The 24,409-nt window shown below is 32.4% G+C and carries 21 protein-coding genes and 1 riboswitch; of the genes, 4 read left to right on the top strand and 17 right to left on the bottom strand.

Annotation, left to right across the window (positions count from 1 at the left end; all coding sequences use genetic code 11):
- Nucleotides 1–240: 240 nt before the first annotated feature.
- Together ABG79_RS01695 and ABG79_RS12730 are read right to left on the bottom strand one after the other, a co-directional pair.
- The gene (locus tag ABG79_RS01695) at nucleotides 241–1,614 is read right to left on the bottom strand and encodes a patatin-like phospholipase family protein (protein WP_057976492.1); all 1,374 of its coding nucleotides are present in this window, start codon (nucleotides 1,612–1,614) and stop codon (nucleotides 241–243) included.
- A gap of 20 nt (nucleotides 1,615–1,634) precedes the next feature.
- A complete protein-coding gene (locus ABG79_RS12730; protein WP_057976494.1) occupies nucleotides 1,635–2,276 on the bottom strand; it encodes a lytic transglycosylase domain-containing protein in 642 nt (213 codons plus the stop codon).
- Nucleotides 2,277–2,395: 119 nt separating this feature from the next.
- Between ABG79_RS12730 and ABG79_RS01705 the strand changes: the two genes are divergently transcribed.
- Nucleotides 2,396–2,644 carry a hypothetical protein gene (locus ABG79_RS01705; protein WP_057976497.1) on the top strand — a complete coding sequence of 83 codons (249 nt, stop codon included), beginning with the start codon at nucleotides 2,396–2,398 and terminating at the stop codon, nucleotides 2,642–2,644.
- A gap of 76 nt (nucleotides 2,645–2,720) precedes the next feature.
- A complete protein-coding gene (locus ABG79_RS01710; protein WP_057976499.1) occupies nucleotides 2,721–4,943 on the top strand; it encodes a sensor histidine kinase in 2,223 nt (740 codons plus the stop codon).
- A gap of 20 nt (nucleotides 4,944–4,963) precedes the next feature.
- Here the strand turns inward: ABG79_RS01710 and ABG79_RS01715 are convergent, their stop codons facing one another.
- From ABG79_RS01715 to ABG79_RS12200, 11 genes are all read right to left on the bottom strand, one after another.
- Nucleotides 4,964–5,758, bottom strand: a complete 795-nt coding sequence (locus ABG79_RS01715) for an XdhC family protein (protein ID WP_057976501.1) — start codon at nucleotides 5,756–5,758, stop codon at nucleotides 4,964–4,966.
- Nucleotides 5,727–7,115 (bottom strand): selenium-dependent molybdenum cofactor biosynthesis protein YqeB, encoded by a 1,389-nt coding sequence (gene yqeB / locus ABG79_RS12770; RefSeq protein ID WP_083490283.1) that lies wholly within the window; start codon nucleotides 7,113–7,115, stop codon nucleotides 5,727–5,729. The genes ABG79_RS01715 and yqeB overlap by 32 nt, the downstream gene beginning before the upstream one ends.
- 5 nt (nucleotides 7,116–7,120) lie before the next feature.
- Nucleotides 7,121–7,837 carry a selenium cofactor biosynthesis protein YqeC gene (gene yqeC / locus ABG79_RS01725; RefSeq protein WP_057976503.1) on the bottom strand — a complete coding sequence of 239 codons (717 nt, stop codon included), beginning with the start codon at nucleotides 7,835–7,837 and terminating at the stop codon, nucleotides 7,121–7,123.
- Nucleotide 7,838: 1 nt separating this feature from the next.
- Nucleotides 7,839–10,814, bottom strand: a complete 2,976-nt coding sequence (locus ABG79_RS01730) for an AAA family ATPase (RefSeq protein ID WP_057976505.1) — start codon at nucleotides 10,812–10,814, stop codon at nucleotides 7,839–7,841.
- Between the two features lie 55 nt (nucleotides 10,815–10,869).
- On the bottom strand, nucleotides 10,870–11,610 hold the full coding sequence (locus ABG79_RS01735; protein WP_057976507.1) for a nitroreductase family protein: 741 nt from the start codon (nucleotides 11,608–11,610) through the stop codon (nucleotides 10,870–10,872).
- Nucleotides 11,611–11,759: 149 nt separating this feature from the next.
- Complete coding sequence (locus ABG79_RS01740) at nucleotides 11,760–12,419, bottom strand: HAD family hydrolase (RefSeq protein ID WP_057976509.1); 660 nt, start codon at nucleotides 12,417–12,419, stop codon at nucleotides 11,760–11,762.
- Nucleotides 12,420–12,437: 18 nt separating this feature from the next.
- Complete coding sequence (ribH, locus tag ABG79_RS01745) at nucleotides 12,438–12,899, bottom strand: 6,7-dimethyl-8-ribityllumazine synthase (RefSeq protein WP_057976511.1); 462 nt, start codon at nucleotides 12,897–12,899, stop codon at nucleotides 12,438–12,440.
- Between the two features lie 2 nt (nucleotides 12,900–12,901).
- Nucleotides 12,902–14,113, bottom strand: a complete 1,212-nt coding sequence (locus ABG79_RS01750) for a bifunctional 3,4-dihydroxy-2-butanone-4-phosphate synthase/GTP cyclohydrolase II (protein ID WP_057976513.1) — start codon at nucleotides 14,111–14,113, stop codon at nucleotides 12,902–12,904.
- 20 nt (nucleotides 14,114–14,133) lie between these two features.
- A complete protein-coding gene (ribE, locus tag ABG79_RS01755; protein WP_057976515.1) occupies nucleotides 14,134–14,784 on the bottom strand; it encodes a riboflavin synthase in 651 nt (216 codons plus the stop codon).
- A 5-nt stretch (nucleotides 14,785–14,789) separates the two neighbouring features.
- Nucleotides 14,790–15,890 (bottom strand): bifunctional diaminohydroxyphosphoribosylaminopyrimidine deaminase/5-amino-6-(5-phosphoribosylamino)uracil reductase RibD, encoded by a 1,101-nt coding sequence (gene ribD, locus ABG79_RS01760; RefSeq protein ID WP_057976517.1) that lies wholly within the window; start codon nucleotides 15,888–15,890, stop codon nucleotides 14,790–14,792.
- Nucleotides 15,891–16,035: 145 nt separating this feature from the next.
- Nucleotides 16,036–16,149, bottom strand: a riboswitch (FMN riboswitch).
- A gap of 164 nt (nucleotides 16,150–16,313) precedes the next feature.
- The gene (locus ABG79_RS12200) at nucleotides 16,314–17,603 is read right to left on the bottom strand and encodes a helix-turn-helix domain-containing protein (RefSeq protein WP_083490284.1); all 1,290 of its coding nucleotides are present in this window, start codon (nucleotides 17,601–17,603) and stop codon (nucleotides 16,314–16,316) included.
- A 579-nt stretch (nucleotides 17,604–18,182) separates the two neighbouring features.
- Between ABG79_RS12200 and ABG79_RS01770 the strand changes: the two genes are divergently transcribed.
- Both ABG79_RS01770 and ABG79_RS01775 read left to right on the top strand, forming a co-directional pair.
- Nucleotides 18,183–18,911 carry a hypothetical protein gene (locus ABG79_RS01770; protein ID WP_152978179.1) on the top strand — a complete coding sequence of 243 codons (729 nt, stop codon included), beginning with the start codon at nucleotides 18,183–18,185 and terminating at the stop codon, nucleotides 18,909–18,911.
- Between the two features lie 40 nt (nucleotides 18,912–18,951).
- Nucleotides 18,952–19,512 (top strand): hypothetical protein, encoded by a 561-nt coding sequence (locus tag ABG79_RS01775; protein ID WP_057976521.1) that lies wholly within the window; start codon nucleotides 18,952–18,954, stop codon nucleotides 19,510–19,512.
- A gap of 454 nt (nucleotides 19,513–19,966) precedes the next feature.
- On the opposite strand, the gene ABG79_RS01780 is transcribed toward ABG79_RS01775, so the two are convergent.
- The 4 genes from ABG79_RS01780 to ABG79_RS01795 all read right to left on the bottom strand — a co-directional run bounded on the left by ABG79_RS01780 (nucleotide 19,967) and on the right by ABG79_RS01795 (nucleotide 24,220).
- Nucleotides 19,967–20,332 carry a helix-turn-helix transcriptional regulator gene (locus tag ABG79_RS01780; RefSeq protein WP_341408287.1) on the bottom strand — a complete coding sequence of 122 codons (366 nt, stop codon included), beginning with the start codon at nucleotides 20,330–20,332 and terminating at the stop codon, nucleotides 19,967–19,969.
- A gap of 258 nt (nucleotides 20,333–20,590) precedes the next feature.
- Nucleotides 20,591–22,000, bottom strand: a complete 1,410-nt coding sequence (ltrA, locus tag ABG79_RS01785) for a group II intron reverse transcriptase/maturase (RefSeq protein WP_057976524.1) — start codon at nucleotides 21,998–22,000, stop codon at nucleotides 20,591–20,593.
- A gap of 572 nt (nucleotides 22,001–22,572) precedes the next feature.
- Complete coding sequence (locus tag ABG79_RS01790; RefSeq protein ID WP_057976526.1) at nucleotides 22,573–23,502, bottom strand: DUF2935 domain-containing protein; 930 nt, start codon at nucleotides 23,500–23,502, stop codon at nucleotides 22,573–22,575.
- A gap of 274 nt (nucleotides 23,503–23,776) precedes the next feature.
- Complete coding sequence (locus ABG79_RS01795; RefSeq protein WP_057976528.1) at nucleotides 23,777–24,220, bottom strand: hypothetical protein; 444 nt, start codon at nucleotides 24,218–24,220, stop codon at nucleotides 23,777–23,779.
- Between the last annotated feature and the right edge of the window lie 189 nt (nucleotides 24,221–24,409).

The following is a 24,409-nucleotide window of genomic DNA, read 5'->3' on the forward strand; positions in this document are numbered from 1 at the left end:
CTCCATTCGCTATTAGTATATCATCACACCTAGTAAAATTACAAGCAGGATAAAAATCACATCAAATTAAAAAACCTATGAATGATATTCTAAGTCGAACTCATTTCACCACGGCACAAAGTTTTATTCCTTTTCAATAGTCCAATCAAAAATACAGACTATTGAAAAGGAAAACGCCAAGAGTTACTAAGGCAGATGAAGCGACTTTAGAAATCTTTCATAGGGTTTTAGTTCTGCTCTTTATTCCGATTCGCTTACTATTTCGTTCTTGCTGGATTCAATAGTTCTTTTTTCAAGCAAGAATGCAATGAGCATATTTGAAATCATTATTTTGGGGAATGCCATTGCAACAAATCTTCTAAAGCGTTTTATTTTATCGTCAAGTTCAGAAGCATTGGCATCAAATGAAATCAAATATTTTTTTTCAAAACCGTTCTTCAAAATTTCTCTATCGAACTCAAGCTGTGTTCTGCTTGTCAATAGCTTGTTAATCCACGGCATCTTTTCCCTAAAATTATCGCTGCTTATAGTCCTTTGATATTCTTCAAGAATCAAATCAGTAAGTTCATTTAATGTATAAAGCCTTCTTCTATCTATTCCAAGTTGTTCTGCGGTAATTTCAAGCATTGCTGGAAAAATACTATCCATAGATAATTTACCATTAGAATATTGTTGAATAGTCCTTATAACCTTGTCCAAAACAATTTTATTAGTAGTATTCTTTTTAGCTCCAAAGTCCAATCCTAAAAAGGAGTAAAATTTTTTCAAGTAAACTATATCTAAATTCCTAAACATTTCCTTTGTTTCATCGAATTCTTCGTTTGGTTTGAAAAAATATTTATAGCCCTTAAATTTTCCAAAGGCCTTCATTGCATCAAGATATCCCAATTCTATATTCTTAATCGACCTTTCTCCATTAAAATCAAGCGTTCCACCTAAATCATCTGAATTCTTAATTTCAACGATATTGACTCCCTTTTTATTAACCTTTCTAACCAATCCAACACCTGAGATATCAACAACTATAATATTACGAATATCCTTTTTAAGCATTAGTCCTAAAGGGATATTGTCGTAAATACCACCGTCTATGAACTTCTTTTCTCCAATCTCATGGGGTCTAAAGGCAGGAAAACATGCGCTTGCTAATAAATAATCAGCAAGGCTTCCCTCTGGGATTTCATCCTTAAAAAGTTCAACCGGTTTAAAATCGGACAGCGAAAATGTCACTATCCCAAAATCTATATCAGACTTTCTTATTTTTTCTTCATCTAAAATATTGTTGATAAGCTCTCTTAGGGGAGTAACATCTAATCCCCCATTTGTTATCAAATTTTTTATAGTGTTAAAAATTGAAATAAATTTTTTATCTGATTCTTTTGCAACTTCAATTTCCTTTTCTACTTTTACAACGTTTTCTATTGAAAGATTTGTCCAAATATCAATAGCTTTTTCAAATTCTCCCTGAACAATCAAAGCACCATTTAATGCACCTACAGATGTTCCCGTTACCGCCTTAATTGGGATTTGAAGCTCCCTAAGGGCCTTCCATACCCCAATTTCATAACCGCCTTTGGCTCCTCCGCCACCTAGAACTAAACCATAAGGTTCCAAAACAAATCCCCCCTCAGGAATCAAGCCTTTCTATCTACAGATTTATATTTTTGATAATTTTTCATTACTTTATCAACATAATTAACAGTTTCATTAGGCATTTTTACGATTTCTTCAACAGTATCCACACCGCGTCTATTCATTCTGCCTATTCCACCGTTATATGCTGCCAAGGCAAGTTCCTTTTGTCCTTTAAATGAATCAATTAATCTTCTCAAATATTTTGTTCCACCTTCTATATTTTCAATAGGGTCAAATGGATTATCAATTCCAAGCGATTTTGCTGTCGAAGGCATTAGCTGCATAAGCCCCATGGCGCCTGCAGAAGATACTGCCTTTGGATTAAATCCAGACTCCTGCTTTATAACCGCTCTTATAAGCGCTTCATCAACCCCATATTTTCTCGAAGCCTCTTTAATTGCAGCTTCAATTGTAGTCGACTTTAGCCCATCCGATTGCTCCTCAGGCTTATCTAAGTTGCTGCTGGCTGCGCCAGTTTGTTGCTGGTTTACAGAATTTTCATTAGTCTGTGCCTTCAAAAGGCCCTCTAAAATGCTCTTGAAAAGCTCTGTGTTCTGGCTAGTCCCATCTATGCTGGATTGCTGAGTCAATTGCTGCATCATCATTATTTGTATCAATCTTACCGCCTCATCTATTTTCATCTAACCACCACCTGAAAATATTATAGCATATAATTTTTTTATTTTTTACTTTTTATTTTTGTATTTTTTCCCAAAAAATCACACATAATATATAAAAATTCAGCAAAAGGAGTGATTTTATGACAAGACCACCAAAAAACGATGATGCTGACCAAAGACAAATAGATGAACATGTAACTGACATCTATCATCCTACGGGACTTGGCTACCCAATTTTGGAGAGAACAAACAATGCACTTTTTTGGCCTGAAATGCCAAAGGGTAGAATTGACCTTGACGATATTTATGAGGTATCTACTGTCCCAGAAAATCCAAATACACCTATGGAAAATATCGATTTGCTCCAAAATAAAAGAATAATCCCATGAGATTGAGCCTTCATGGCTCTTTTTTTATCCAATCCACCTCTTTCTTCATATACTATTAACAAACGAGGTGGTTAAAATGAAAATAAAAACCAAAATTTTATTATCTACGTTTATATTTTACCTGACTATACTTCATATACTCTATTTTTCTTCATATAATATCATATTAAAACGTTTTGAGGATATAGAAAATGAATCGATGATTTCAAGAATAAAATCAGTAGAGCAGATAATTGATGATGATTTAACTGACCTTGACTTCACAAATCAAGACTACGCTAATTGGGATCAGGCTTATGACTACGTTCTCGGGAAAAACAAAGACTTTGAAAATGAATTTCCAAAAGAAACTATTAAAAGAATAAGGACAAATTTAATATTAATCCTAGATTCAAATTATAATATACTTTATCAAAAATACTATGATTTTAATAACGATATGATATTAGAAATACCTGAATCTTTGTTAGATAAAATAAACAACAGAGATTCCAATTTAATAAATTTAAACCAAAATATAAAAGGAATTTTTTTTATAAATGAAATTCCAGCTTTATATTCTTCACAACCTATAAGGGATAATACTGGAAATTCACCACCAGCTGGTATTTTTATAATGATTCGGTATCTAGATAAATATGAGATAGAAAGATTATCCAAAACAATTAACTTAAGTTTTGATGTATTGAACTATTCATATATGAAATTAAATTCACCTCAAAAATTAAAACTCCCCTCGGAACAAGAGACCTTCACTTGCATTTCAAATGGAAATAATATTAACTTATTTTCACTATACAATGATATCTGGAACAATCCAAACATTGTCATTACTATTCAAACAAAACGAAATGGATACATTGAAGGCAAAAGAACTGTAAATTATTTTCTTATTGCGGTTTCACTTCTTTCTCTTTTTTCAATCATATTGTTCATAAACTTAATAAATCAATTTGTGTTAAAGAAAGTGTTTAAAATGAAGGATGATGTAATTAATATTACAAAAAATTTAGATGTGACGCAAAAAATCTATTATAAAGGAAATGATGAACTTTCTGAGCTTGCCTTATCTATTAACAAACTACTAAATACTATAGAAGAATATCAACAAGATTTATTAAAAAGTGAAAAAATGTATAAATCTATTTTTGAATGCACAGCTACTCCGATGTTGATAATTAATAATGATAGAATAATAAATCTTGCAAATACTGAATTTACAAAATTTTCAGGATATAGTAAGGAAGAAATTGAAAATAAACTTAGGCTTTGCGATTTTATGCATGAAAATGATGTTAAAAAACTTCAAGCGGATTTTAGCAATATCTTTTCTGATTCTAAGTTTATAATATATAGCAATGAGTTTAAACTGATTTTGAACCAAAAAAAAGAGAGATATGTAATAATGAATTTGGCAACGATAGCTAATACTAGAAATATTATTGTTTCAATTTTGGATATCGATAAAATTAAGCGTGCCGAACTTAGTTTAATAGAAACAAATCAAAGGCTATTAGAGATTGACAGATTAAAAACTGACTTTATTAATATGATTTCACACGAGATACGAACACCCCTTACATCAATCCTCGGGTTTTCAAATTTGGTCAAGAAAAGAATAAATAATATAATTTTTCCCTTAATTAATAAAGATGATATTAAACTAGCTAAGTCTATACAACAAATTATAGATAACGTAGAAATAATAATATCTGAAAGTAAAAGGCTTACTAACCTGATAAATGATGTATTAGACTTGTCAAAAATTGAATCAGGAAAAATAGATTGGGACATGAAATCCTTTTCAATTGTTGAAGCTATTAATCATTCATTAAGTGCAACATCTTTATTATATGAGGTGAAGGGGCTCAACATTATTAAAAAAATAGCTCATAATACCCCATATGTATATGGAGATAAAGATAGGATAATTCAAGTTATGATTAACCTTATTTCTAATGCTGTAAAATTTACAAACAATGGCTCAATTACTATTGAATCGAAGTTTGATGATAGATATGTTTATATATCTGTGATTGATACAGGCATTGGAATTGCAGAAGAAAATATCCCGAAAATTTTCGATAAATTTAACCAAATTTATAATAATAACTTACAATATAAACCAAGTGGGACAGGACTTGGCCTTGCAATTTGCAAACAAATTGTTGAATATCATAGAGGAAGAATTTGGGTAGAGAGCTCTGTTAATGTTGGAAGCAATTTTACCTTTACACTACCAATAAGCAATGAAATTATACTTGAAAATCAGCCAAACCCCTTGACCCAGATTTTATAATCGATAAAACTATTAAATTGCTAAAACTCTACAAACTTTGAATGTTCTAGTCTTCCTTTATTTTTGACAAGCATTATCTCAGACAAAATGCTAAGGGCAATCTCCGAAGGTGTATCACCTCCAAGTCTTAATCCTATTGGAGCATACACCCTTTTTATTTGCTCTTGTAATCCTTCTTGCTTTAATCTATCAAAGATAAACCTAACCTTATTGATGCTTCCTATCATTCCAATGTAATTTGCGCTGCTATTGATTACACTTTTTAACGCAATTTCATCCTGTTCATGGCCCCTTGTTACAATAACTATAAAGCAGTTTTCATCTATATTGTAGTTTTCAAGTTCTTTTCCTATATCTCCAACTATAATTTCATCTGCATCTTCAAATCTTTCCTTGTTTGCAAATTCTTCTCTATCTTCAAATATAACTATATAAAAATCTAATAGCTTTGCAAATTTGTATATTTCCAAAGCAACATGCCCTCCGCCTACAATTATCAGCTTATTCCTTCTTGAAAATGTTTTAATAAATACATCTACCTTGCCACCGCACTTGGATTTTAAACCCGCATCGCTCAAGATATATGTCTTATTAACGCTTTTTCCTAATTTTATCGCCTCAACTGCGTCTTTTGTAACCTGCCCCTCTAATATCCCTCCGCCTACAGTTCCAATAATATTCCCATCTTCAAATACAGCCATCATAAATCCTTCCTTGCCTGGTGATGAACCGTATGTATTCGTAATTGTGCAAAGAGCTGCTCCCTTGTTTTTTCGAGTAGCTTCAAGTATTTTTTGAATAACCTTTTCCTCCACTTTCCCCACCTCTTTTATTCATCCTAAAATTTAAAATAGCCTCCAGCACTCCGCCCGCAATTGCAAGGGCTTTCTCAGAAACAGTAAAACAATATTCTTTCTTTCCCCTCGGGTCAACATCGCCTATTTTCATTCCCTCTAAAACTTCATAACCATCTTTAATAATTCCCCTTACAATCCCATCTATCTTTGACTTCACTTCTAATTCATTAACCATTAGCAATGTTTCTCCCTTTTTAACAAAGTCTCCAATATCCTTTACTAATATTACTTTCCCATTGCAGGGTGCTCTTAATACCCTTTCTTCTTTAAATCCTAAAACGTCTCCCGGAGTCCCCGTATTCTTTTCAGCAAATCCTTTATAATAAACCCTTCCAAGGTTATGTCCCCTGTTTGTCTCTATCACAGCATGAACATCCACACCCGCCTCAAATCCCGGTCCTAGTCCAATAGTCAGAGGTGCCATGCTCTTCATCATCCCGAGATTTTTCTTCGCAAGTATTGCATCTATTAAAATATCAACCTCAATATGGTTCAATATATCTAAATTTTCATCAATTATGACAGGGATGGCTCCAATCCTCCATATGCTTTCAATATCAGAATAGCCTGCCAATATACCTTTAACCCCTTCAACATCAGCTTCTTTGTTAAAAACAGCCGAAGCAAATGCTACCCTTCTTCTAATTACAGAAGGATTATTTGTTTCAAGCATAATTATATTAAACCCACATCTAAAAAGCCTTAGCGCCACTCCTGATGCAATATCCCCTGCCCCTCTAATAATAACTGTTTCCCCAGACGAATATTTCAAATCATTTAACTCATCAATATCCCAAAACAGCTTTAAATTTTTAAATGCAACTTCACTGACATCATTATTCTTTTCAAGAATAGCTCTTCCTCCGATATCCCCAGTTAAACTAAGCAAATCATTAATATAGCCCTGTGGAAAAATAACCGGCGCCCTCCTTTTAAAAAGGCACACTGGACAAACTATTTTTTTAGTTTTTTCATATTCGTCGATGAGCCTATTTATGCTCTCAACATCAAAAAAGGGCATATCCCCGGGCAAAAATAAAACTCCGTCCCTGATATTTAAATTTTTAATGCCGCAAATTACAGCTTGGCTCTGACCATTGTGAGCATTTTCATTAATTACTGCCTTTGCACCATATGTTTCAGCAATTTTTTTTATAATTTCATCCCTGTAAACAACTAAAACTTCATCCGCCTTTGATTTAACAGCGTTTAAGATGGTATGTTCAATAATTTTTATTCCTTTAAATTCTATAATAAGCTTATCCCTTCCCATTCTATTAGAAAAACCAGATGCCAATATAACAATAGAAACCAATCAAATCATCTCCATTTTTCAAATAAATCGTTTTTAATGGAAGATATAGCAAATTCACAGTCAGTCAAGCTAAATATTTTTTTGCAAATATCAACTTTATATTCATCATCAACCTTATTTATAACCGCTATTTTTCTTGCCATCGATGGTGTTTCTTTAAAAAGCCCATTATCTGAATTAATCAGCTTTGAGACAACTTTTTCATCCAGCAAATCGCCCTTATTAGACCCCGTAACTTTACAAAATTTTACAACCCTAAAAACATTTTTGTCATTAATTTCTTTATACAATGCATCCGCTCCAATAACTCCAATAACCATTTTCGAGAAAATTGGAACAACCGGCTCAAATTCCTCAGGTGCCTTAATTGAAATTCCCCTGGAACCATCGCCTTCTATTATACATGCATCGAAAATATTTAAATCCAGCAAATGCTTAATCTGTTCCACATCAAGCCCTAAGACCTTATCCTGCCTTAAAACCTCTTTGCATACAACAATTATATTGCACTTTATATTTTTAATATCAAAATCATCAAAATTAAAATACTGGTCGCATTGCCCTTCAGTTGGATAATACATTTTAGTAGTAGTAGTTACAAGCACCCTTTTATTTTGGCTTTTCAATTCACTTGCTATTTTAAACATTATGCTTGTCTTACCGCCGCCTCCAACAATGGTAATTACTTCGTTATTTATTCCCAGTTTCTCAACAATATTCATTCTAAACTCCCCTTGATAACGCCCTTAATATATCCACTTGATATCTTTCCTTTACTTTACTTAAAAGTTCTTCTCCTAAACTACTGTAATAATATAAATCTTCTTTTAAATATTCCTTAAATACATAGTTTAATCTTGCATTATTATCCATATTCCTTTTTATCTCAGCCTTAACCCTTAAAACAATCCCATTTTCAAATGGGCTTTTTAATTTTTGTGCATCCACATCAGCCATCTTTAAATATTTTAAGGATTCCTCATATCTCCCTTCTTTTATGAGTGTTAATGAAAAATATCCTTCGGCAATCGGTCTTAACCAGTGAGCATCGGATTTTTTGTATAAATCAACTGCTCTTTTTAAATAATCCTTTGCCCTTACGTAGTCCCCCAGTTCATAGGAGACTTGTCCAGCATTTGTCAAGAAAACTGTTAATCCTACATTTGTTTTTATTCTACTACATATTTCAATTGCCTTGTCGTAATAGTTTAAAGCAGATTTAAAGTCAGTATTAAGCCTCCTGATATTTCCCAGGTAATTTAAAGAGGCTGCAATATTAAAGTGGTATTTTGCTTCTTTATTGTTTAGGGATTCAAAAATCATGAGTGAGTGCTTAATAACTTCCTCTGCTCTATTAAATTTTTCCTGCATAATAAGATTGAGGCCTTTAAGCCTAAAAAGAATTGCAAGTTCCTTCTTATTCTTTAACTTGTTTGCAATCCTTATCCCATCCTCGACATATTTTGTCATGGATTCAACATCATGCACCTGTATTGAGTAATATATAATTTGTCTAATAGCCTTTAGTTCTAATATTTCATCCCCTAATTCTTTTGTTAATTCAATTGAGTTTTTTATATCATCAATACCTCTTTCGTATTCGCCTTCCCAAATAAGAAGCCTTCCCCTTACATAGCTAAAAAATGCGCAAAGCCACTTATAATCTTTTGAGTTTTCCTTTATCTCAGTAAGTTGATTGTTTATTTCATCAAGCTTTGAATATATTGATTTACTATTGCATTCCTCCAACAGTTTTTCTTCATAGGGAACCTCTGGGAAAAGTTCGTTGCTGAAATTCAAAAGTTCAGTTATGTTTTTCATCTTGTATTTTAAAGCCTTTTTAATTTCTCCGGCTCTTTCAAAATGGTAAATCAAGCCGCTATAAAGGTAAAAATCAGTCCTGTCCCCAGTTAATTTTTCTTCCATGAGCAGTGCAATCCTTCCGTGCATTATTCTTTTTTTCGCATTCGAAAGGTTGCAATACACAAATTCCCTCAGCTTTTGGTGCGAAAATTTATAACCTAAATTTTTATCATTGACTTCTATTATTATAAATTTTGCAACAAGTTCCTCCAAAGTTTCCAATAACGTTTCTTCATCAAGTTCCACAAGTTTGATTATATAATTTAAAGGAGCCTCATCATAAAACATTGAAATAATATTCAATAGCTTTTTGCCTTCAATTGAAATGTCGATAAATCTGCTATTTAGTATTTCCTGAAGCCTTGTATTTAAATAAGATACGTCTAGATTATTCCTAATTAAATTTATATATTCAACTATAAAAAAGGTATTTCCCTCTGTTTCTGTGTATATATTGTTCAGCACTTCATGAGATATTTCAAGGCCATTTAGCGCCTTTTGAACAAAATCCCAAGATTCCTCTCTTGTAAATCTTGTAAGCTCTATTTTTTCCATCCTGTCATATCTTGTTACTCTTGCACAAAATTCATTTATCTTTTTATCATACCTTGAATTCAGAATAAAAAATATATTTTTCTTGCTGAGCATTATCTTTTTAAGTATTGACAGGCTTACATCATCCATCCAGTGAACATCTTCTAATATTATAATCAGCTTGTGTTTATTAGCGATTGTTGAAATTAATTCAATAATTATCTCTTCCAAAAGTTTGTATCTATTAGCGTCAAAATTAATATTTTCCCCTGTTTCAAAAATACCTGCTAATGATGGAAAATATGATGAAAGTATGTTTTTCCATGACTTAGGGATATATTCATTTGATATATACTCCGAAAGCCCTGTTAATACATCTCCCCAAACCTTTAATATGTAGCTCTCTTCAACTGCAAAGCAATTTGCTTTTACAAAGCTTAACTCATGTTCACATCTTTGCAAAAATTCCTCTGTTAGTCTTGATTTTCCAATTCCCGCCTCTCCGATTATAAATATATTTTTGTATTGTAAATCGCTCATGAATTTATTAAAATTATCTAAAATTTTAGAAATTTCAAAATCTCTTCCGTAAAAAAATTTTTCTTCTTCCTTAAGCCTTGTTTTAGTTAATCTTTCATACAAACTTATAGTTTTTGCATCCGGCAAAACTCCAAGCTCTTTATAAAGTTTCTGCTTAAAGTTGTTATAAATTTCCACTGCCTTTTTTGTTTCGCCCTTCTTATAATAAATCTGCATAAGTATTCTTAAAGCTTTTTCATCAAATTCATCAATTTCAATAATTTTTTTAGTATATTCTTCAGCGTTTTTTATGTCTTTACTTTTCAAAGCTTCTTCAATAAACTTATACAGCCTTTTAATATACATTTCACTGATTTCTTGCCTCTTTGAAAGCAGCCATTCTTCAAATGCAACACACTCTTTTATATTAATTCCTTCTAAAAACTCGCCATTGTATTCATTCAATTTATTTGAGTTAACCAGATTTAAAACATCGCATTCCAATATAATAGCCGGATTTAAAGCAAGGGTAGATTTATTGTTTGAAATAAAAACGTCAAATCCAAAGGCCTTTTTTACGCTATATATTGCATTTCGTAAATTTTTCCTTGCAACATCATCCTCATGACCCTGCCACAAAAGATTTATAAGCTCATCCCTTGTAGCCTCCCTTTTTAAAACCATATAGTAAAAGAGAACCTCTGCCTTTTTGAATGCAAAATTAATATTTCTATTTTCAACTGTAACCGCTGGAATTCCAAATAGCTTAACCTTTACCCTCACCGTAATAACCCCTTTTTAATAAATTGGACAAGAATATTATAGCATATTTTTATCATTACCTGAAACTTTTCATATACTCCTTTGCTGACCTATTCATCTCGAGTGAAAAATCCGACATAAACTTTCTTTTGCAGGTTGACCTAATCTCCTCAACAGCATCTTTTCCCTCTATCCCCGATTTTTTAAGTCTTTTACTATGCATTTCAATGTGCTCATCCTTTGATAATCTTTTATATCTATTTTCAAAAGCAATATATTCTTTGTCAAACCTTGCAGGCTTTTTTCTATTTTTTTGCGACTCTGTAGGATATCCATAAACAAGCATAGCAGCAGGAATAACATAATCAGGAAGGTCTAATACTTTTCTAACCTTTTCACAATTTTCAAGTATATCTCCTATATAGCAGGAACCAATTCCAAGACTTTCAGCAGCAACAACTGTATTTTGAGCTGCAATTATTGCGTCGGCACATGCAAGCAAAATATCCCCTTCGCCCGGCTTTCTTGGACTGCAATTTGTAAGGGAATAGGCATCATACCACCTTTGATAATCAGCAAGGAATATCAAAACCATAGGTGCCTTTGCGATAAAGGGCTGATTGTCGCATAGAATAGAAAGCCTTTCCTTAAGTTCATTATCTGTAATGTCCAAAATGCTATACAGCATCATTGCACCAGCCGTTGGTGCCTCAAACGCTGCGTTTAAAATCTCTTCCTTAATCTCCTTTGGTATTTCCTTTTCTTCAAAAATCCTTACAGATTTTCTTTTCTTTATTTGATTAATAACCTCGTTCATAATCTTGCCCCCTAATGTCAACTAAATCATATATGATTATACCATATTTTTGAAATTGAAACAAAAAAATGCTCAAGATATAAATTTCAAAATATCCCTGAAATAAAAACCGCGTAATAGGCAAAGAGCCGAACCACGCGGTTTTATTTTTATAAACATTTTTTCAATTCCATAATATTATCAATTATTAAATCTGCCTCTTTAAGTTCGCCATCCTGAGTATAGCCATAGCTGCATCCAATGGTGTAAATACCGTTTTTCTTTCCTGCTTCTATATCTTGATATCTATCTCCAATTATAACCATATCCTTAGGATATTCATCTTTTATTATTCTTAGTATTTCATGCTTTTGAATAAAACTAAACTCTTCTGAACAAATTAGCCTTTCAAAATATTTGTCTAAATTAAATAATTTTTTATGAGCTTCTTTATAATAAATTTTGCAATTGCTTATAAAAATTAGTCGATAGCCCTTATTTTTTAAATACTCTAAAACCTCTATGGCACCATCATAAAGAACTGGCCTACCTTCTGAAATCGACATCTTCATCTCCTCAGATATTATACTGCTACACTTTTCCTTTAATTCATCCTGAAGATAAGGCATGAAAGATTTCCACATGTTTTGTGGAGTGAATCCCAGCCAATAACTTATCTCTTTGTCAGACCACTCTCTTTCTTTAGCAAGGCCTTCATTTACAAGAAAATCGTATGCACTTCTAAAGGCAGGAGCATATATTTTTATGCTATCATGCAAAGTCCCATCATAATCGAAAAATACAGTTTTTATCTTATTTAAGGGAATCAATTTACACACACTCCACTATTAAAATTGTTTTAATAGATTCGCCATTTCAATGGCTGTAACTGCAGCATCATATCCTTTATTTCCCGCCTTCGTTCCAGCCCTTTCAATTGCCTGCTCAATTGTATCCGTTGTTAAAACTCCAAATATTACTGGAACTTCTGTATCAAGTGAAACATGTGCTATTCCCTTGGATGCTTCACTTGATACATATTCAAAATGAGGTGTTGCTCCTCTGATTACTGCTCCTAAGCAGATAATAGCATCGTATTTGTTTGTCTTTGCCATTTTCTTAGCAGCAAGCGGTATTTCAAAGGCTCCAGGAACCCAAGCAACGTCTATATTTTCTTCATCTGCTCCATGCCTTCTTAAAGCGTCCATTGCTCCTGATAAAAGCTTGCCTCCAACAAACTCGTTAAATCTTCCAACAACAATTCCAAACCTTAATCCTTGTGCAATCAAATTTCCTTCAAAAATTTTCATAATTACTCCTCCTCATTAAAATTTAACATATGTCCAAGTTTTTGTTTCTTGGTTCTTAAATAAAATTCATTTCTTTCATTGTGGTTCATCTGAATAGGAACTCGTTCAACGATTTCAATACCATAACCAGATAATCCCTTTAACTTTTTGGGGTTGTTAGTCATAAGCTTTATCTTTTTCACTCCAAGATCGGCAAGTATCTGTGCTCCAATACCATAATCTCTTAAATCCTCTGGAAAACCTAAAGCAATGTTTGCCTCAACCGTATCCATTCCCTTATCTTGAAGTGCGTAGGCCTTTATTTTGTTAATAAGTCCTATCCCCCTGCCTTCCTGGCGCATATAAAGAAGTATTCCTCTGCCTTCAGCTTCAATCCTTTTCATTGCTGCGGCAAACTGCTCGCCGCAATCACATCTTAATGAGCCAAATACATCACCCGTCAAGCATTCTGAATGAACTCTGACTAGAACAGGCTCTCCGTCTGAAACATTTCCTTTAACAAGTGCTACATGGTGCTCACCATTTAGAGTATTTTCATATCCATATATTCTAAAACCTCCATATTTGGTGGGCATATCGGCATCTGACGCTCTTTTAATAAAAACTTCCTTACTTCTGCGATACGCTATCAAATCTGCTATCGTTATAATCTTTAAGTTATGCTCATTGGCATACTCCATAAGCTGCGGAACCCTTGCCATAGTTCCGTCTTCATTCATTATTTCGCATATAACCCCTGCAGGATAAAGACCAGCTAAAGTTGCCAGGTCGACTGCAGCTTCCGTATGCCCTGCTCTTTTTAACACTCCTCCTTTTTTTGCAATAAGCGGGAAGACATGTCCTGGCTTTTTAAAATCCTCTTCCTTGGCATCTTTTTCAAGAACCTTTTTAATAGTATGTGCCCTTTCATATGCTGAGATTCCAGTAGTAGTGTCAATAGCATCAATTGATACTGTAAATGCCGTTTGAAATGAATCGGTGTTTCTTTCCACCATATATCCTATATTTAGCTCTCTAATCCTTTCCTCTATTATTGGCATACAAATTAATCCTCTTCCAAACTTAGACATAAAATTTATGGCCTCTGGGGTAACTTTTTCAGCAGCCATCAGAAGGTCGCCTTCATTTTCCCTATCTTCATCATCTACGACTATAATCATCTTCCCCGATTTAATATCCTCTAAAGCTTCTTCTATAGTGTTAAATTTATACATTTTCTTTCCTCCCTCTAATCTTACACAAACCCATGTTCTTTTAAAAAATTAATATCCAAACTTTTTTTATTAGGTAACTCCTCTTTGAAATTAAGCAGTTTTTCTATATATTTGCTTATCATATCGCATTCTAAATTTACAACATCACCTACCTTTTTTCTATGCAAAGTTGTAACTTCCCTTGTGTGAGGAATAATAGACACTTTAAAGCTATTATCATCGGCATATGCTACTGTTAAACTTATACCATCTACTGCAATCGAACCCTTATAAACTATATATTTTAGTAACTCATTTGAAGTTTCTATAGTAAGCCAAACTGCATTATCTTCGCTTTCAAGATTTGTTATAGTTCCCATTCCATCGATGTGTCCACTTACAAAATGCCCACCTAATCTATCTCCAATTCTTAAAGCTCTTTCGAGGTTTACCGCGTCTCCTAAAGATAATAAATGAAGGTTACTTCTTCTCATGGTTTCAGGCATAACATCAACTGTAAAGCTTTGCAGATTAAACTCAGTTACAGTAAGGCAAACTCCATTTGTGCTTATACTATCACCAAGTTTAACGCCTTCTAAAACCTTTCTTGCATTTATTGTAATCTTTGCTGCATTATTTGTTTTAATTATTGATTTAACTTTACCTACTTCTTCTATCAGTCCAGTAAACATAAAATTTATCCCTCCTGCCCTAAGTAGCCTTCAATCATTATGTCATCACCAAATCTATGTAAACCTAAGTTTTTTAACAAAAGTGCATCCTTCATCAGGGGTATTCCTATTCCTCCAATGGGGGTTTTGGCCTCATTTCCGCCTATAAATTTAGGAGCAATAAATATATTTACCTTGTCAACGATTCTTTCTTCAATAGCAGAGTAGTTCAGTTCGCTTCCACCCTCCAAAAGAACGCTATCTATTTTTCTTTTTCCAAGCTCCTGCATCAGAAATTTTAAATCAACTTTATTATCCTTAAGAGGAGTTATGATTATTTCAGCCCCCTTTTTTTCATATTCTTTTAGTCTTTCTTTTTCAGCAAGTTCGGTTGTTGCAATAATAGTTCGTGCATTTGATTTAATATTTAATACTTTGGAATCTAATGGTGTTCTTCCCCTTGTATCAACGATTATTCTTATTGGGTCACTATTATTCCCCTTCTCAAGCCTTGTTGTAAGCATTGGGTCGTCTTTAATTATTGTTCCTACTCCAACCATTATCGCTGCAACTCTTTGCCTTAGATTATGAACATATTCCCTTGATTCTTCATTAGTAATCCATTTTGAATCACCTGTCCTTGTTGCAATTTTACCATCTAGCGTCATTGCAGTTTTTAAAATGCAAAATGGAAGTTTTGTCGTTATATATTTGATGAATATTTCATTAAGCTTTCTGCTCTCTTCTTCTAATACTCCTGTTATTACTTCTATCCCATTATCCCTTAATATTTTGATGCCCCTTCCTGATACTTCTGGGTTAGGGTCCTCCATCGCTACAACAACTTTTTTAATCCCCTTTTCAACTATCGCATTGGCACATGGGGGAGTTTTACCAAAGTGGGAACAAGGCTCCAGGGTAACATACATTGTTGCACCTTTCACATCTTCTATAGCATTTCTAAATGCATTTACCTCCGCATGGTGGCTCCCGTAAATCTGATGATACCCTTCTCCAATAATCCTGCCTTCTTTGACTATTACTGCTCCTACAAGAGGATTAGGATTTGTAAAGCCAGCACCTTTTTTTGCAAGTTCTAAAGCTCTCCTCATATATTTTTCGTCCATAAGACCACCTCAAATATAATATTTCCAATTAACAAAAATTTTAAGATTTTGGCAAAAACAAAAGCCCTGAATAAATTCAGGGCTTATCTTACTATGAAAGCAAGATTTATTTACCAAATAGATTATTGATAAATAACTTTATTTTTTTAATCTTCTCCCATCCAGACTATACTGTCGGCCTCGGAATTTCACCGAGTCAACCTTTCGGCTCGCGGGCTTTACCGCCGGTGGGGACTTGCACCCCGCCCTGAAGATTATTCAATTTCTTTACTCTAAGTTAACACTAATTTATATAATTGTCAACTCTTGCTTTTGCTTTAATGCTCTGTTTATAAACAATATAATTCTATAGTTTTTGAACAGGATAAGAATTATATGTTGAAAATATCTGCTTCTTATACTTGTAAGTCAATTGCAATATTATCATATTAAAATATTCTTCCTTCCAATTTTATTCTTATATTCTTTCTTTTTTACCTTGTAATTTTCATCACCTGTTATCGTATATAAATCTTCATAAAGTAAAACTAAATCATAAAAATAATTATGGGATATAAAAAATGTTTCACATTTTTTTAAATACTTAATTGAATTTTCTCTTTTACCACCTAAATAATATATATGTCCTAACATAAAATTTATATTATGCTTAAACCTTGCTGGTAAATATTTGAGTTTGATATTACTTACAATGTTTTGAACTTTACTATATTCGTTCAGGTTAAAATAAATTACCATTTCTTGATATAAGAGCTTGTTCAAAACAATAATATCCTTAAAATTATTTTTACAAAACTCTAAAGTTGTTATTGCTTCATTAATCTTTCCTGAATATCTTAAAGCATTAATATAGTTCAGGTAACAACTTCCAGCAGATATTTCATCATCAAGATATAAATAAGAATAAATTGCCTTTTTAGCATATTTTATTGCTTTTTCGTATTGTTGGGTGTTATAAGAAGCTATATTTAAAGACAGGTAAATATCTGGCATAATATCAATATAATTGAAATTATTGCACTTATTCAAAAAATCCTCAAGTAGATTAATGATTTTATCAAATTTACAGGTTTGAAGAAAGATATATGCTAAATTATTATGGACTATATAACTGATTTTAGAATCCATAGCATTGTGCATTTTCAGGTGATTGATTGCCATTAAAAGATAATGTTCACACTTTGCATAATTTTTATTTTTCAACATTATTTTAAATAAAGTATTTAAAGCTTCAACAAAGGTAATTACATTTATCTTCTGGTTTATTTTATCTGACTTTGTATATTCATTTATGTACCTTTTTAAAAATATTAGAGCTTTATGGAGCATATTTAAATTGAAATAAGATATTCCTAAATAGAAATACTTATTAAAATCGTTAAATTTAATAAATGTTTCAATATCAGTTTCTTTAATTTTAACGATGCTGTAATAGTCTTGTTGTAAATAAAGTATTTTTAAAATTGAATTTTCTATTTGATTGTTTGAGTCACTATCGCGAGAATATTCACAATCTATATCAATAAAAAAATAATGAAAAGAAACATCTAATTTATTAGATATATATTGTAGTTGAGGAATAGAAGGAAGCATCTTATTATTTTCAATTCTGCTTAAAACAACTCTGCTTAAATATTCTCCGCAAAGTTCTTCCTGCGATAATCCCTTTTGTTGTCTTAAATTTTTAATCTTTTCTCCAATTGAAATGTTCATAAACTCATTTTCACCACCTTTTGCTACATGTAACTTAAAGTTACATTTTTTTTAGCTTATTTTAGATGGGCATATAAATTTAAGAATTTAGAAGTATTAATTTGATAAATAAAATTTGGAAATCATTATATATGATAATTAAATTATACATATTTTGATTTAATATGTAAAATATGGTTCAATCTTAATAAAGGAGGTGAGTGTTAATGAAAAAAATAAAAATTTGTATTTTGCTTTTTTTAGTTTTAAGTTGGTTTACATTTAACATTGCAAAAATTGCTACAATGAATTATAAAAGAACATTTATTACAAGTGAAGAAGAACCTAGAGTTCATTCAGTTAAATACTTAATATAGGTTAGAGATTTTGTAAAAAAACTAAAGGAAATAATAACTAAGGCTTTATGATTGCTCATTTAAGACACTTAGTAGGTTTATATATAATTCCATCTTCAAAATGGAAATATATTGTTTTTACCATAATATACCAAAGGGGATGAAATTAAAATTTTATATGTTTTCAAAGAATTTTTAAAAAGAAGGGAGATATAATATGAGAAAATTAAGAATGGTTACTGCATTGGTACTTTTTTTATGCTTTTCGGTATTTATTTTAAATGGCATGGTTAATGCACAAGATAGAAGTTTCGCAACTTTTAGCCAATCAAAAAATGTTCCGTTTACTAATGAAAATATTAAGAAATTTGAAAAAAGAGTCATGGATTATTCATCATATGAAACAAAAAGCGAAAAATATGATAATGGCTTAATAGTTCCAAATGGAGCTGATCCAGGTGAAGGTGCATTAAGAACAACATATACTTCTAGATGGTCATCAGGATACACATATTTAGACGATAGCGAATCTTCTTCTATTTTGTCAACAATTCTAAATGTTTCTTTAACAATTGCTGGATATTTTATGACAACTGTCCAAAATATAGTTATAGACGTAGCTTCATTGGTATTTTCTATTTCATGGAATGAAGTTTCTGTAAGCTCACCTGGTGAAGCAAGGTTAAGTCATTCATACTCTTATTATGATCACTTAGGACAAGTATATACTGCAGGCAGCTGGGTTACTAAAGTTGATTTAGAAGCAAGAGAATGGTATAGACATGAATATGCATCATTTTCTTCAGGAGGATATACACACACAGGAACTTATGATTTTATTCCATCTAATGGATATAGTTATTTTAAAGCAGAATATAAAAATCACTTTTTTGATGATCAATGGATATTGGATAAGACACAATATATTTATATAACTAGTGGTCCTAATTATGTTGATGCATGGACACATTAATGATTAGATTTAATTATAATTGAAAGGATAAGTAATATCTATGAAAAATAAAGTTCTGGTTAGCGTAATTTCAGTTATCCTAATATTACTTGTAGTTATCTTATATAAGATTAATTTTAATAAAAATGCAATTAAACCTTTAATTTATGATGCACAATTACCTGAAAATGTAGAATTTATTGATTCAATTAAAAGTAAAAATTTCTATTATAAGGTTGATATCCTTATAAACAAAATTAAAACAAAAGATAGCTCTAATTATACTTCTTTACAATATATTGTTACAATAGAACCTAAGAATAATCAACCTTATAGAGATATTTTAGTGACAGTATTTATTGATAAATTAATTTTTGACATGATGGCTGTTAAATCCTATCCTTATTTTGGTAATGATATAACTGACAAACAAGAAATAAATACAAATAGTAAAAATAATAAGGGGTTAATTATAGGAAGAACTACATGGTTATATAAAGATACTTACGTGGAAAAAATAAGAAATGGTTTTAAGAAAGGTGTAAAAATCAAAGTAAAATGGGATAATGGATTTGAATATGTTTTAATTCCATATAAAAATATTAAAATTGAGGTTTTTTAAATAAGGCTGTATGTCAATAGTTAGGTGTGAAACACCTAGTGTTTCACACCTATAATTGAACCTTTACAAGAATCTCCTTTTCAATTTCGTTTACCCTGCCTTCAAGTTCTGCAACTTCCTTTGAAACTTTATTTACAAATTCCTCATCATTGATTGATGCAGGGTTTAGTTAACATTCAAAAATGCTGATAAAACTACTGTTCTTGCCATCATTCAGGATATTGCAACGTCGGTTACAACGTTTTTATTTCCCTTAACAACAACTACATCCTCAAGTTCGAATACCTCAAATGCATCTTCTTAAACATCCATTAATACTATGTTTATCCGAGTCAGTTTTTGGTACTCTCTTCAGCAATCCCATATCTCTGTTTTCTAAGACTTGTATAAATAATTCTGTATTACTCATAATTCCCCCCTAAAATAAAGGAACCTGGCACTTTTAACTAAAGCGTTAATGCATCTTTATTGTCATATAACCATTCAAGCATTTTTTGATTAACTTTTGCAAGTTCAGCATATTTATCCATACTACTAAAATATGCAATACATAATACTTTTTAAGATACTGAGTTGGAGAGCAGTCATATTCACGTTTAAAAGCTTTGAAAAATCCTGCATGAGTGTCATAACCATAACTCAAAGCAACATCAATTATTTTTCTTCCACAACTTATTTCATATATTGCATGACAAAGCCTTCGCTTTAATATATACTGCATAACAGGCATACCAACTACGCTTTGAAATAAACGATAATAGTGAAACAAGGAGAATCCTGCATTTTCTGCCAATTCGTAAGACGACAATTCAGACTTCAAATTTGCTAATACTATAATAACAGATAAATTTTATAATACATTTCCTGTTTTGCTATTTTTTATTATATCATTACTGCACCTTTTGAGAATATAATAAAAGAGCCAGTCTCAAGACAAGTGTATCTAAAGAAAAAATTTGTTTCATCAACTCATATTGTCAAGAAGCCAAGTAAATGCCATCGAGTAGGAGCTGAATAATTATTTTATTCAGCGTCCTCTCACACCACCGCACATACCGGCCTGGTATACGGCGGTTCGTTAGTTTTCATGCATTTTAGAATACTGTGAGACTAGGCTTTTATAACCTAATTGATTAAAATATGCGTTAGTTAGAGTTGTCGATAAGATGTAACTATTTGCAGTATGCCAGTATCCCTTTCGGGTATTGGCATACATGTATGCAATCTTTGGCTTTACTCCTAATCTTATTAGATTCCTTATTCTTGTTTTAACCTTTTTCCATAGTTTCCATTCGCACATCCTTAATCTTCTTCTTATCCATCGGTCTAATTCTTCCATGTGTTTCTTCCCTTTTGCAAGTGAAAAGTAGTTTACCCATCCGATGATTATTAGATTAAGTTTATTTATTCTTTCTTCTGTGCTCAAAGGTTTCCTTCGACTTGTTATTTCCCTTATTTTATCCTTGAATTTCTTTATACTTTCCTCGGCTATCCTTATGTTTGATTCTCCTCGGATTACATAATATGAAAACCCTAGAAACTTTCTCTTCCATGGCCTATCAACTGCACTTTTCTCTCTATTTACTTTTAGTTTAAGGACTTTTTCAATGTATTCAGTTATGCTTTCTTTAACTCTATGGGCTGCCCTTTCGCTTTTAACAAATATGTTGCAATCATCTGCGTATCTGCAAAATTTATGCCCTCTTCTCTCTAATTCTTTATCTAAGTCGTCGAGTATTATATTCGCTAAAAGTGGACTTAATGGGCCTCCCTGTGGAGTGCCTTCTTCAGTTTTAACCTTTATCCCGTTTAGCATTACTCCAGATTTTAGATATGCTCTTATTAGTTTTAGCACTCTCTTATCCTTTACTTTCCTTGCTACTCGGCTCATCAGGATATCGTGGTTTACTTTGTCGAAGAATTTCTCAAGGTCTAAATCTACTACCCATGTATATCCTTCGTTTATATATTTATTTGCTTTCTTTACTGCTTCCTTTGCACTCCTATTTGGTCTGAATCCATAGCTTCTATTAGAAAATTCCTTATCAAATATTAATGTTAGTTCCTGCGCTATCGCCTGTTGTATTAATCTGTCAAGCACAGTCGGTATCCCAAGTAGTCGAACTCCACCGTTAGGTTTAGGAATCTCAACTCTTCTAACTGGTTGTGGTTTGTATTTACCTTGTAGTATTGCTAATTTTATTCCTGGCCACTCTTGTATTAGAAAGTCCCGAAGTTCATCGGTTGTCATTCCGTCTACTCCATGGCTTCCTTTGTTAGCAACTACTCTCTTATATGCTCTTTGCATGTTTTCTCTTGAGAGTATTCTTTCCAAGGTTTCGTATTCTTCTGCATTGGTTTCTCCTTTTGGGATTGCCGGAGATATTCTATGCACTCCTTGTTTACCTTCGTGTTCCACACTATTCTCAACAAGGTAGTCTGTATATTCAGTTTTCTGCAGTCTTTGGATATCTCTCGAAGTCTTCAAAATTCAAACCTCCTAACGTTCGGTCCTTCACATGATAACGCGTTTCTCATGCTACTATGACGTCTGCTGACTTCTAACAGTTCAGTTATCCATCACTGGATAGGTTACCATTTAGAAAGTTCATTCTTTTAATGGTATATCTGTTAGACCTCCCCGGGTAAGAACGACCGCTTTCATCCCATAAACTCGCCACATTTACTGTATGAGGTTCGGGTAGTGTAGGACTTTGTTTTGTTGCGCAAACTCGTCCGCCTCAAATCAGCCTCTTATGTGGTTCTTGTTCATCGAGCCGGGACTTTGCCTCCGGCTTCCTTCAGATTCCACCTCACGATGGACACCCTTGCCATTGGCTAGTGGTTCCCACTACCAAGCCCACAGCGGACTTTCACCGCCAAGCTGTCGCCCATGCCGGGCGCACACAAAAAAGGTGTGAAACACCTTGTGTTTCACACCTAAGCTTCTTTCCTACTCCTAATCCCCTATAGTCAATTGAAACAATTACATTTTCGATAACCATAAACGATCTACAATCCCCTATAACATAATGGCACACAATTCCTAATAATGCTTTATTATTTTTTTGCTGTTTTAAATATTTTTAATAATCGCAAATAGTGATTTGCCTCCCGTAAAGTGTGGTCACCCAATAACGGTATTATTATGGATTTAATTTTACAATCTACTAATCCTTGGGTACCTTGTTGCTTAAACTTTTTAATTTCTATAGTTGCTTTCAAGCTATCTTCTGTAACTTTTGCAATTGGCATTGCAGCATCCATCGCTTCTATTGCCTCTTTAGTCAGTTTATCAAACTCATTTCCAAAGTTATTTGCTGTATTTATAAGCTCATTTTCGGTGGGATCAAGAAGTCCACGAATAAATTTGGAGTGTTCAGCCATAATTCTGTTCCAGAAAACTTCTTGCTCATAAGCCTCTTTTTCCAAGTTTATATCTTCACGATTCTGAAGTCTTTGAATCAGCTGATAATAAAACTTTGCTTCTCTTAAAATATGGTCTATAAGTAAAGGGTAGTTACTTGTAAATATCTTACATGATATAACTCCTGATAATAGCCTAGTTTTAAATTGTACTAAAGCTGAAACCAAACGCATAGCTCTCTGATTAAGCATAAATACTTCTTGTTCTAGCATAGGATTAACTACCATTAATTCATCGCCCATTAATGCTTCTTCTGCTTCCGTCAAATCAGTTGGAATGTCTATTCCTGTAAAATATGCTGAAGCAATTTCAGCTTTTAGTGTAAATGGTGTTATTACTTCGCCAGACTGTAAAACACTACTACTTACAACGCCATTTGAAAGCGATATGGTATCTGCTAAAAGGTTGTCAAACTCCATTCTAAGGGTATCTGCTTTAAGTATAAGATTTGAGTCCTTTTGTGTAAAACCTATTTCTAGAAAAAATGAATGTTCTTTCATAATCCTTGCAAAAAAGAGATGTAACTCTAAAGATTGTCGTACAAATTCAATGCTAGATAGCATAGTTAACCTTCCTTAATATAACAATTACTCACTAATATCATTATATTAATTCTATGCATGAAATGTTACTATCTCGAACTAATAAACCATCATTGGCAATCTTTTGGGCATCAAAATATAACCTTGCCCCAGGTTTATAAAATGTATCTACATTCATTTCTATTTGACCTTTTTGTTTGGAAGATACAACAATTTCTCATGCAATTCCTCCGTTTGTAAACATGATATAATCACTATAATCAGTGGGGTCACCCAGCTTCTCGCCGATAGGTCTTTATTCTTTAATGAAATCTTCTAATTTCAAGGTATTCAACGATTTCAAGCAACCATCTTTCTTTATGGATTGCCAACAATCCCAAGTAGTGCTATGAACCAACACCTTCCATTCATATGGTCTTAAAAATCTATCCATATAACTATGCCCACTATACTCTTTTTTAGCAGTATCTAAATCACCCCTTGAAACTGATACGATTATATACTTATTATGTGACGTTTCATACTCTATAAAATCCATAATTCTATATTTCCAATCAGAACATTTCTTTGTAACTATAACCTGAAAAACGCTTTCTTGACCACCACCTGTAAAAAGAAAGTAGTCTGCATCGTCAAGTAGTTTCAACACTATCCAATTTCTATCATACCATCTGTTTTCGCTAAATGGGTTTAATGTGGATGGTTCAAAAAATACATTTGTATAGTAAATATTTGCCATGCTTAAACTCCTTTCTCCGCATAAGCAAAGTTCAATTAATAATATTTGCTTCGCAGTATTTTACTATTGCGTCACAACTAGTTGATATAATGATTATACCTTAATTTACCAATTAATGGTGGTTTTAAAAAATTATCATCATAATTTATTTTCTTCTTATTCTCTAAATCTTCCTCATTCCCATGGTTT

The organism is Caloramator mitchellensis, from assembly GCF_001440545.1.
Classification (GTDB): domain Bacteria; phylum Bacillota; class Clostridia; order Clostridiales; family Caloramatoraceae; genus Caloramator; species Caloramator mitchellensis.

Excerpts from the sequence above, each read along its gene's own strand:
- ABG79_RS01790 (WP_057976526.1), bottom strand. The coding sequence starts at position 23,502 with ATGCTATCTAGCATTGAATTTGTACGACAATCTTTAGAGTTACATCTC.
- ABG79_RS01710 (WP_057976499.1), top strand. The coding sequence starts at position 2,721 with ATGAAAATAAAAACCAAAATTTTATTATCTACGTTTATATTTTACCTG.
- ribE (WP_057976515.1), bottom strand. The coding sequence starts at position 14,784 with ATGTTTACTGGACTGATAGAAGAAGTAGGTAAAGTTAAATCAATAATT.
- ABG79_RS01775 (WP_057976521.1), top strand. The coding sequence starts at position 18,952 with ATGAAAAATAAAGTTCTGGTTAGCGTAATTTCAGTTATCCTAATATTA.
- ABG79_RS12730 (WP_057976494.1), bottom strand. The coding sequence starts at position 2,276 with ATGAAAATAGATGAGGCGGTAAGATTGATACAAATAATGATGATGCAG.
- ABG79_RS12200 (WP_083490284.1), bottom strand. The coding sequence starts at position 17,603 with ATGAACATTTCAATTGGAGAAAAGATTAAAAATTTAAGACAACAAAAG.
- ribD (WP_057976517.1), bottom strand. The coding sequence starts at position 15,890 with ATGGACGAAAAATATATGAGGAGAGCTTTAGAACTTGCAAAAAAAGGT.
- ABG79_RS01735 (WP_057976507.1), bottom strand. The coding sequence starts at position 11,610 with ATGAACGAGGTTATTAATCAAATAAAGAAAAGAAAATCTGTAAGGATT.
- yqeC (WP_057976503.1), bottom strand. The coding sequence starts at position 7,837 with ATGAATATTGTTGAGAAACTGGGAATAAATAACGAAGTAATTACCATT.
- ribH (WP_057976511.1), bottom strand. The coding sequence starts at position 12,899 with ATGAAAATTTTTGAAGGAAATTTGATTGCACAAGGATTAAGGTTTGGA.
- ABG79_RS01795 (WP_057976528.1), bottom strand. The coding sequence starts at position 24,220 with ATGGCAAATATTTACTATACAAATGTATTTTTTGAACCATCCACATTA.
- ABG79_RS01705 (WP_057976497.1), top strand. The coding sequence starts at position 2,396 with ATGACAAGACCACCAAAAAACGATGATGCTGACCAAAGACAAATAGAT.
- ABG79_RS01750 (WP_057976513.1), bottom strand. The coding sequence starts at position 14,113 with ATGTATAAATTTAACACTATAGAAGAAGCTTTAGAGGATATTAAATCG.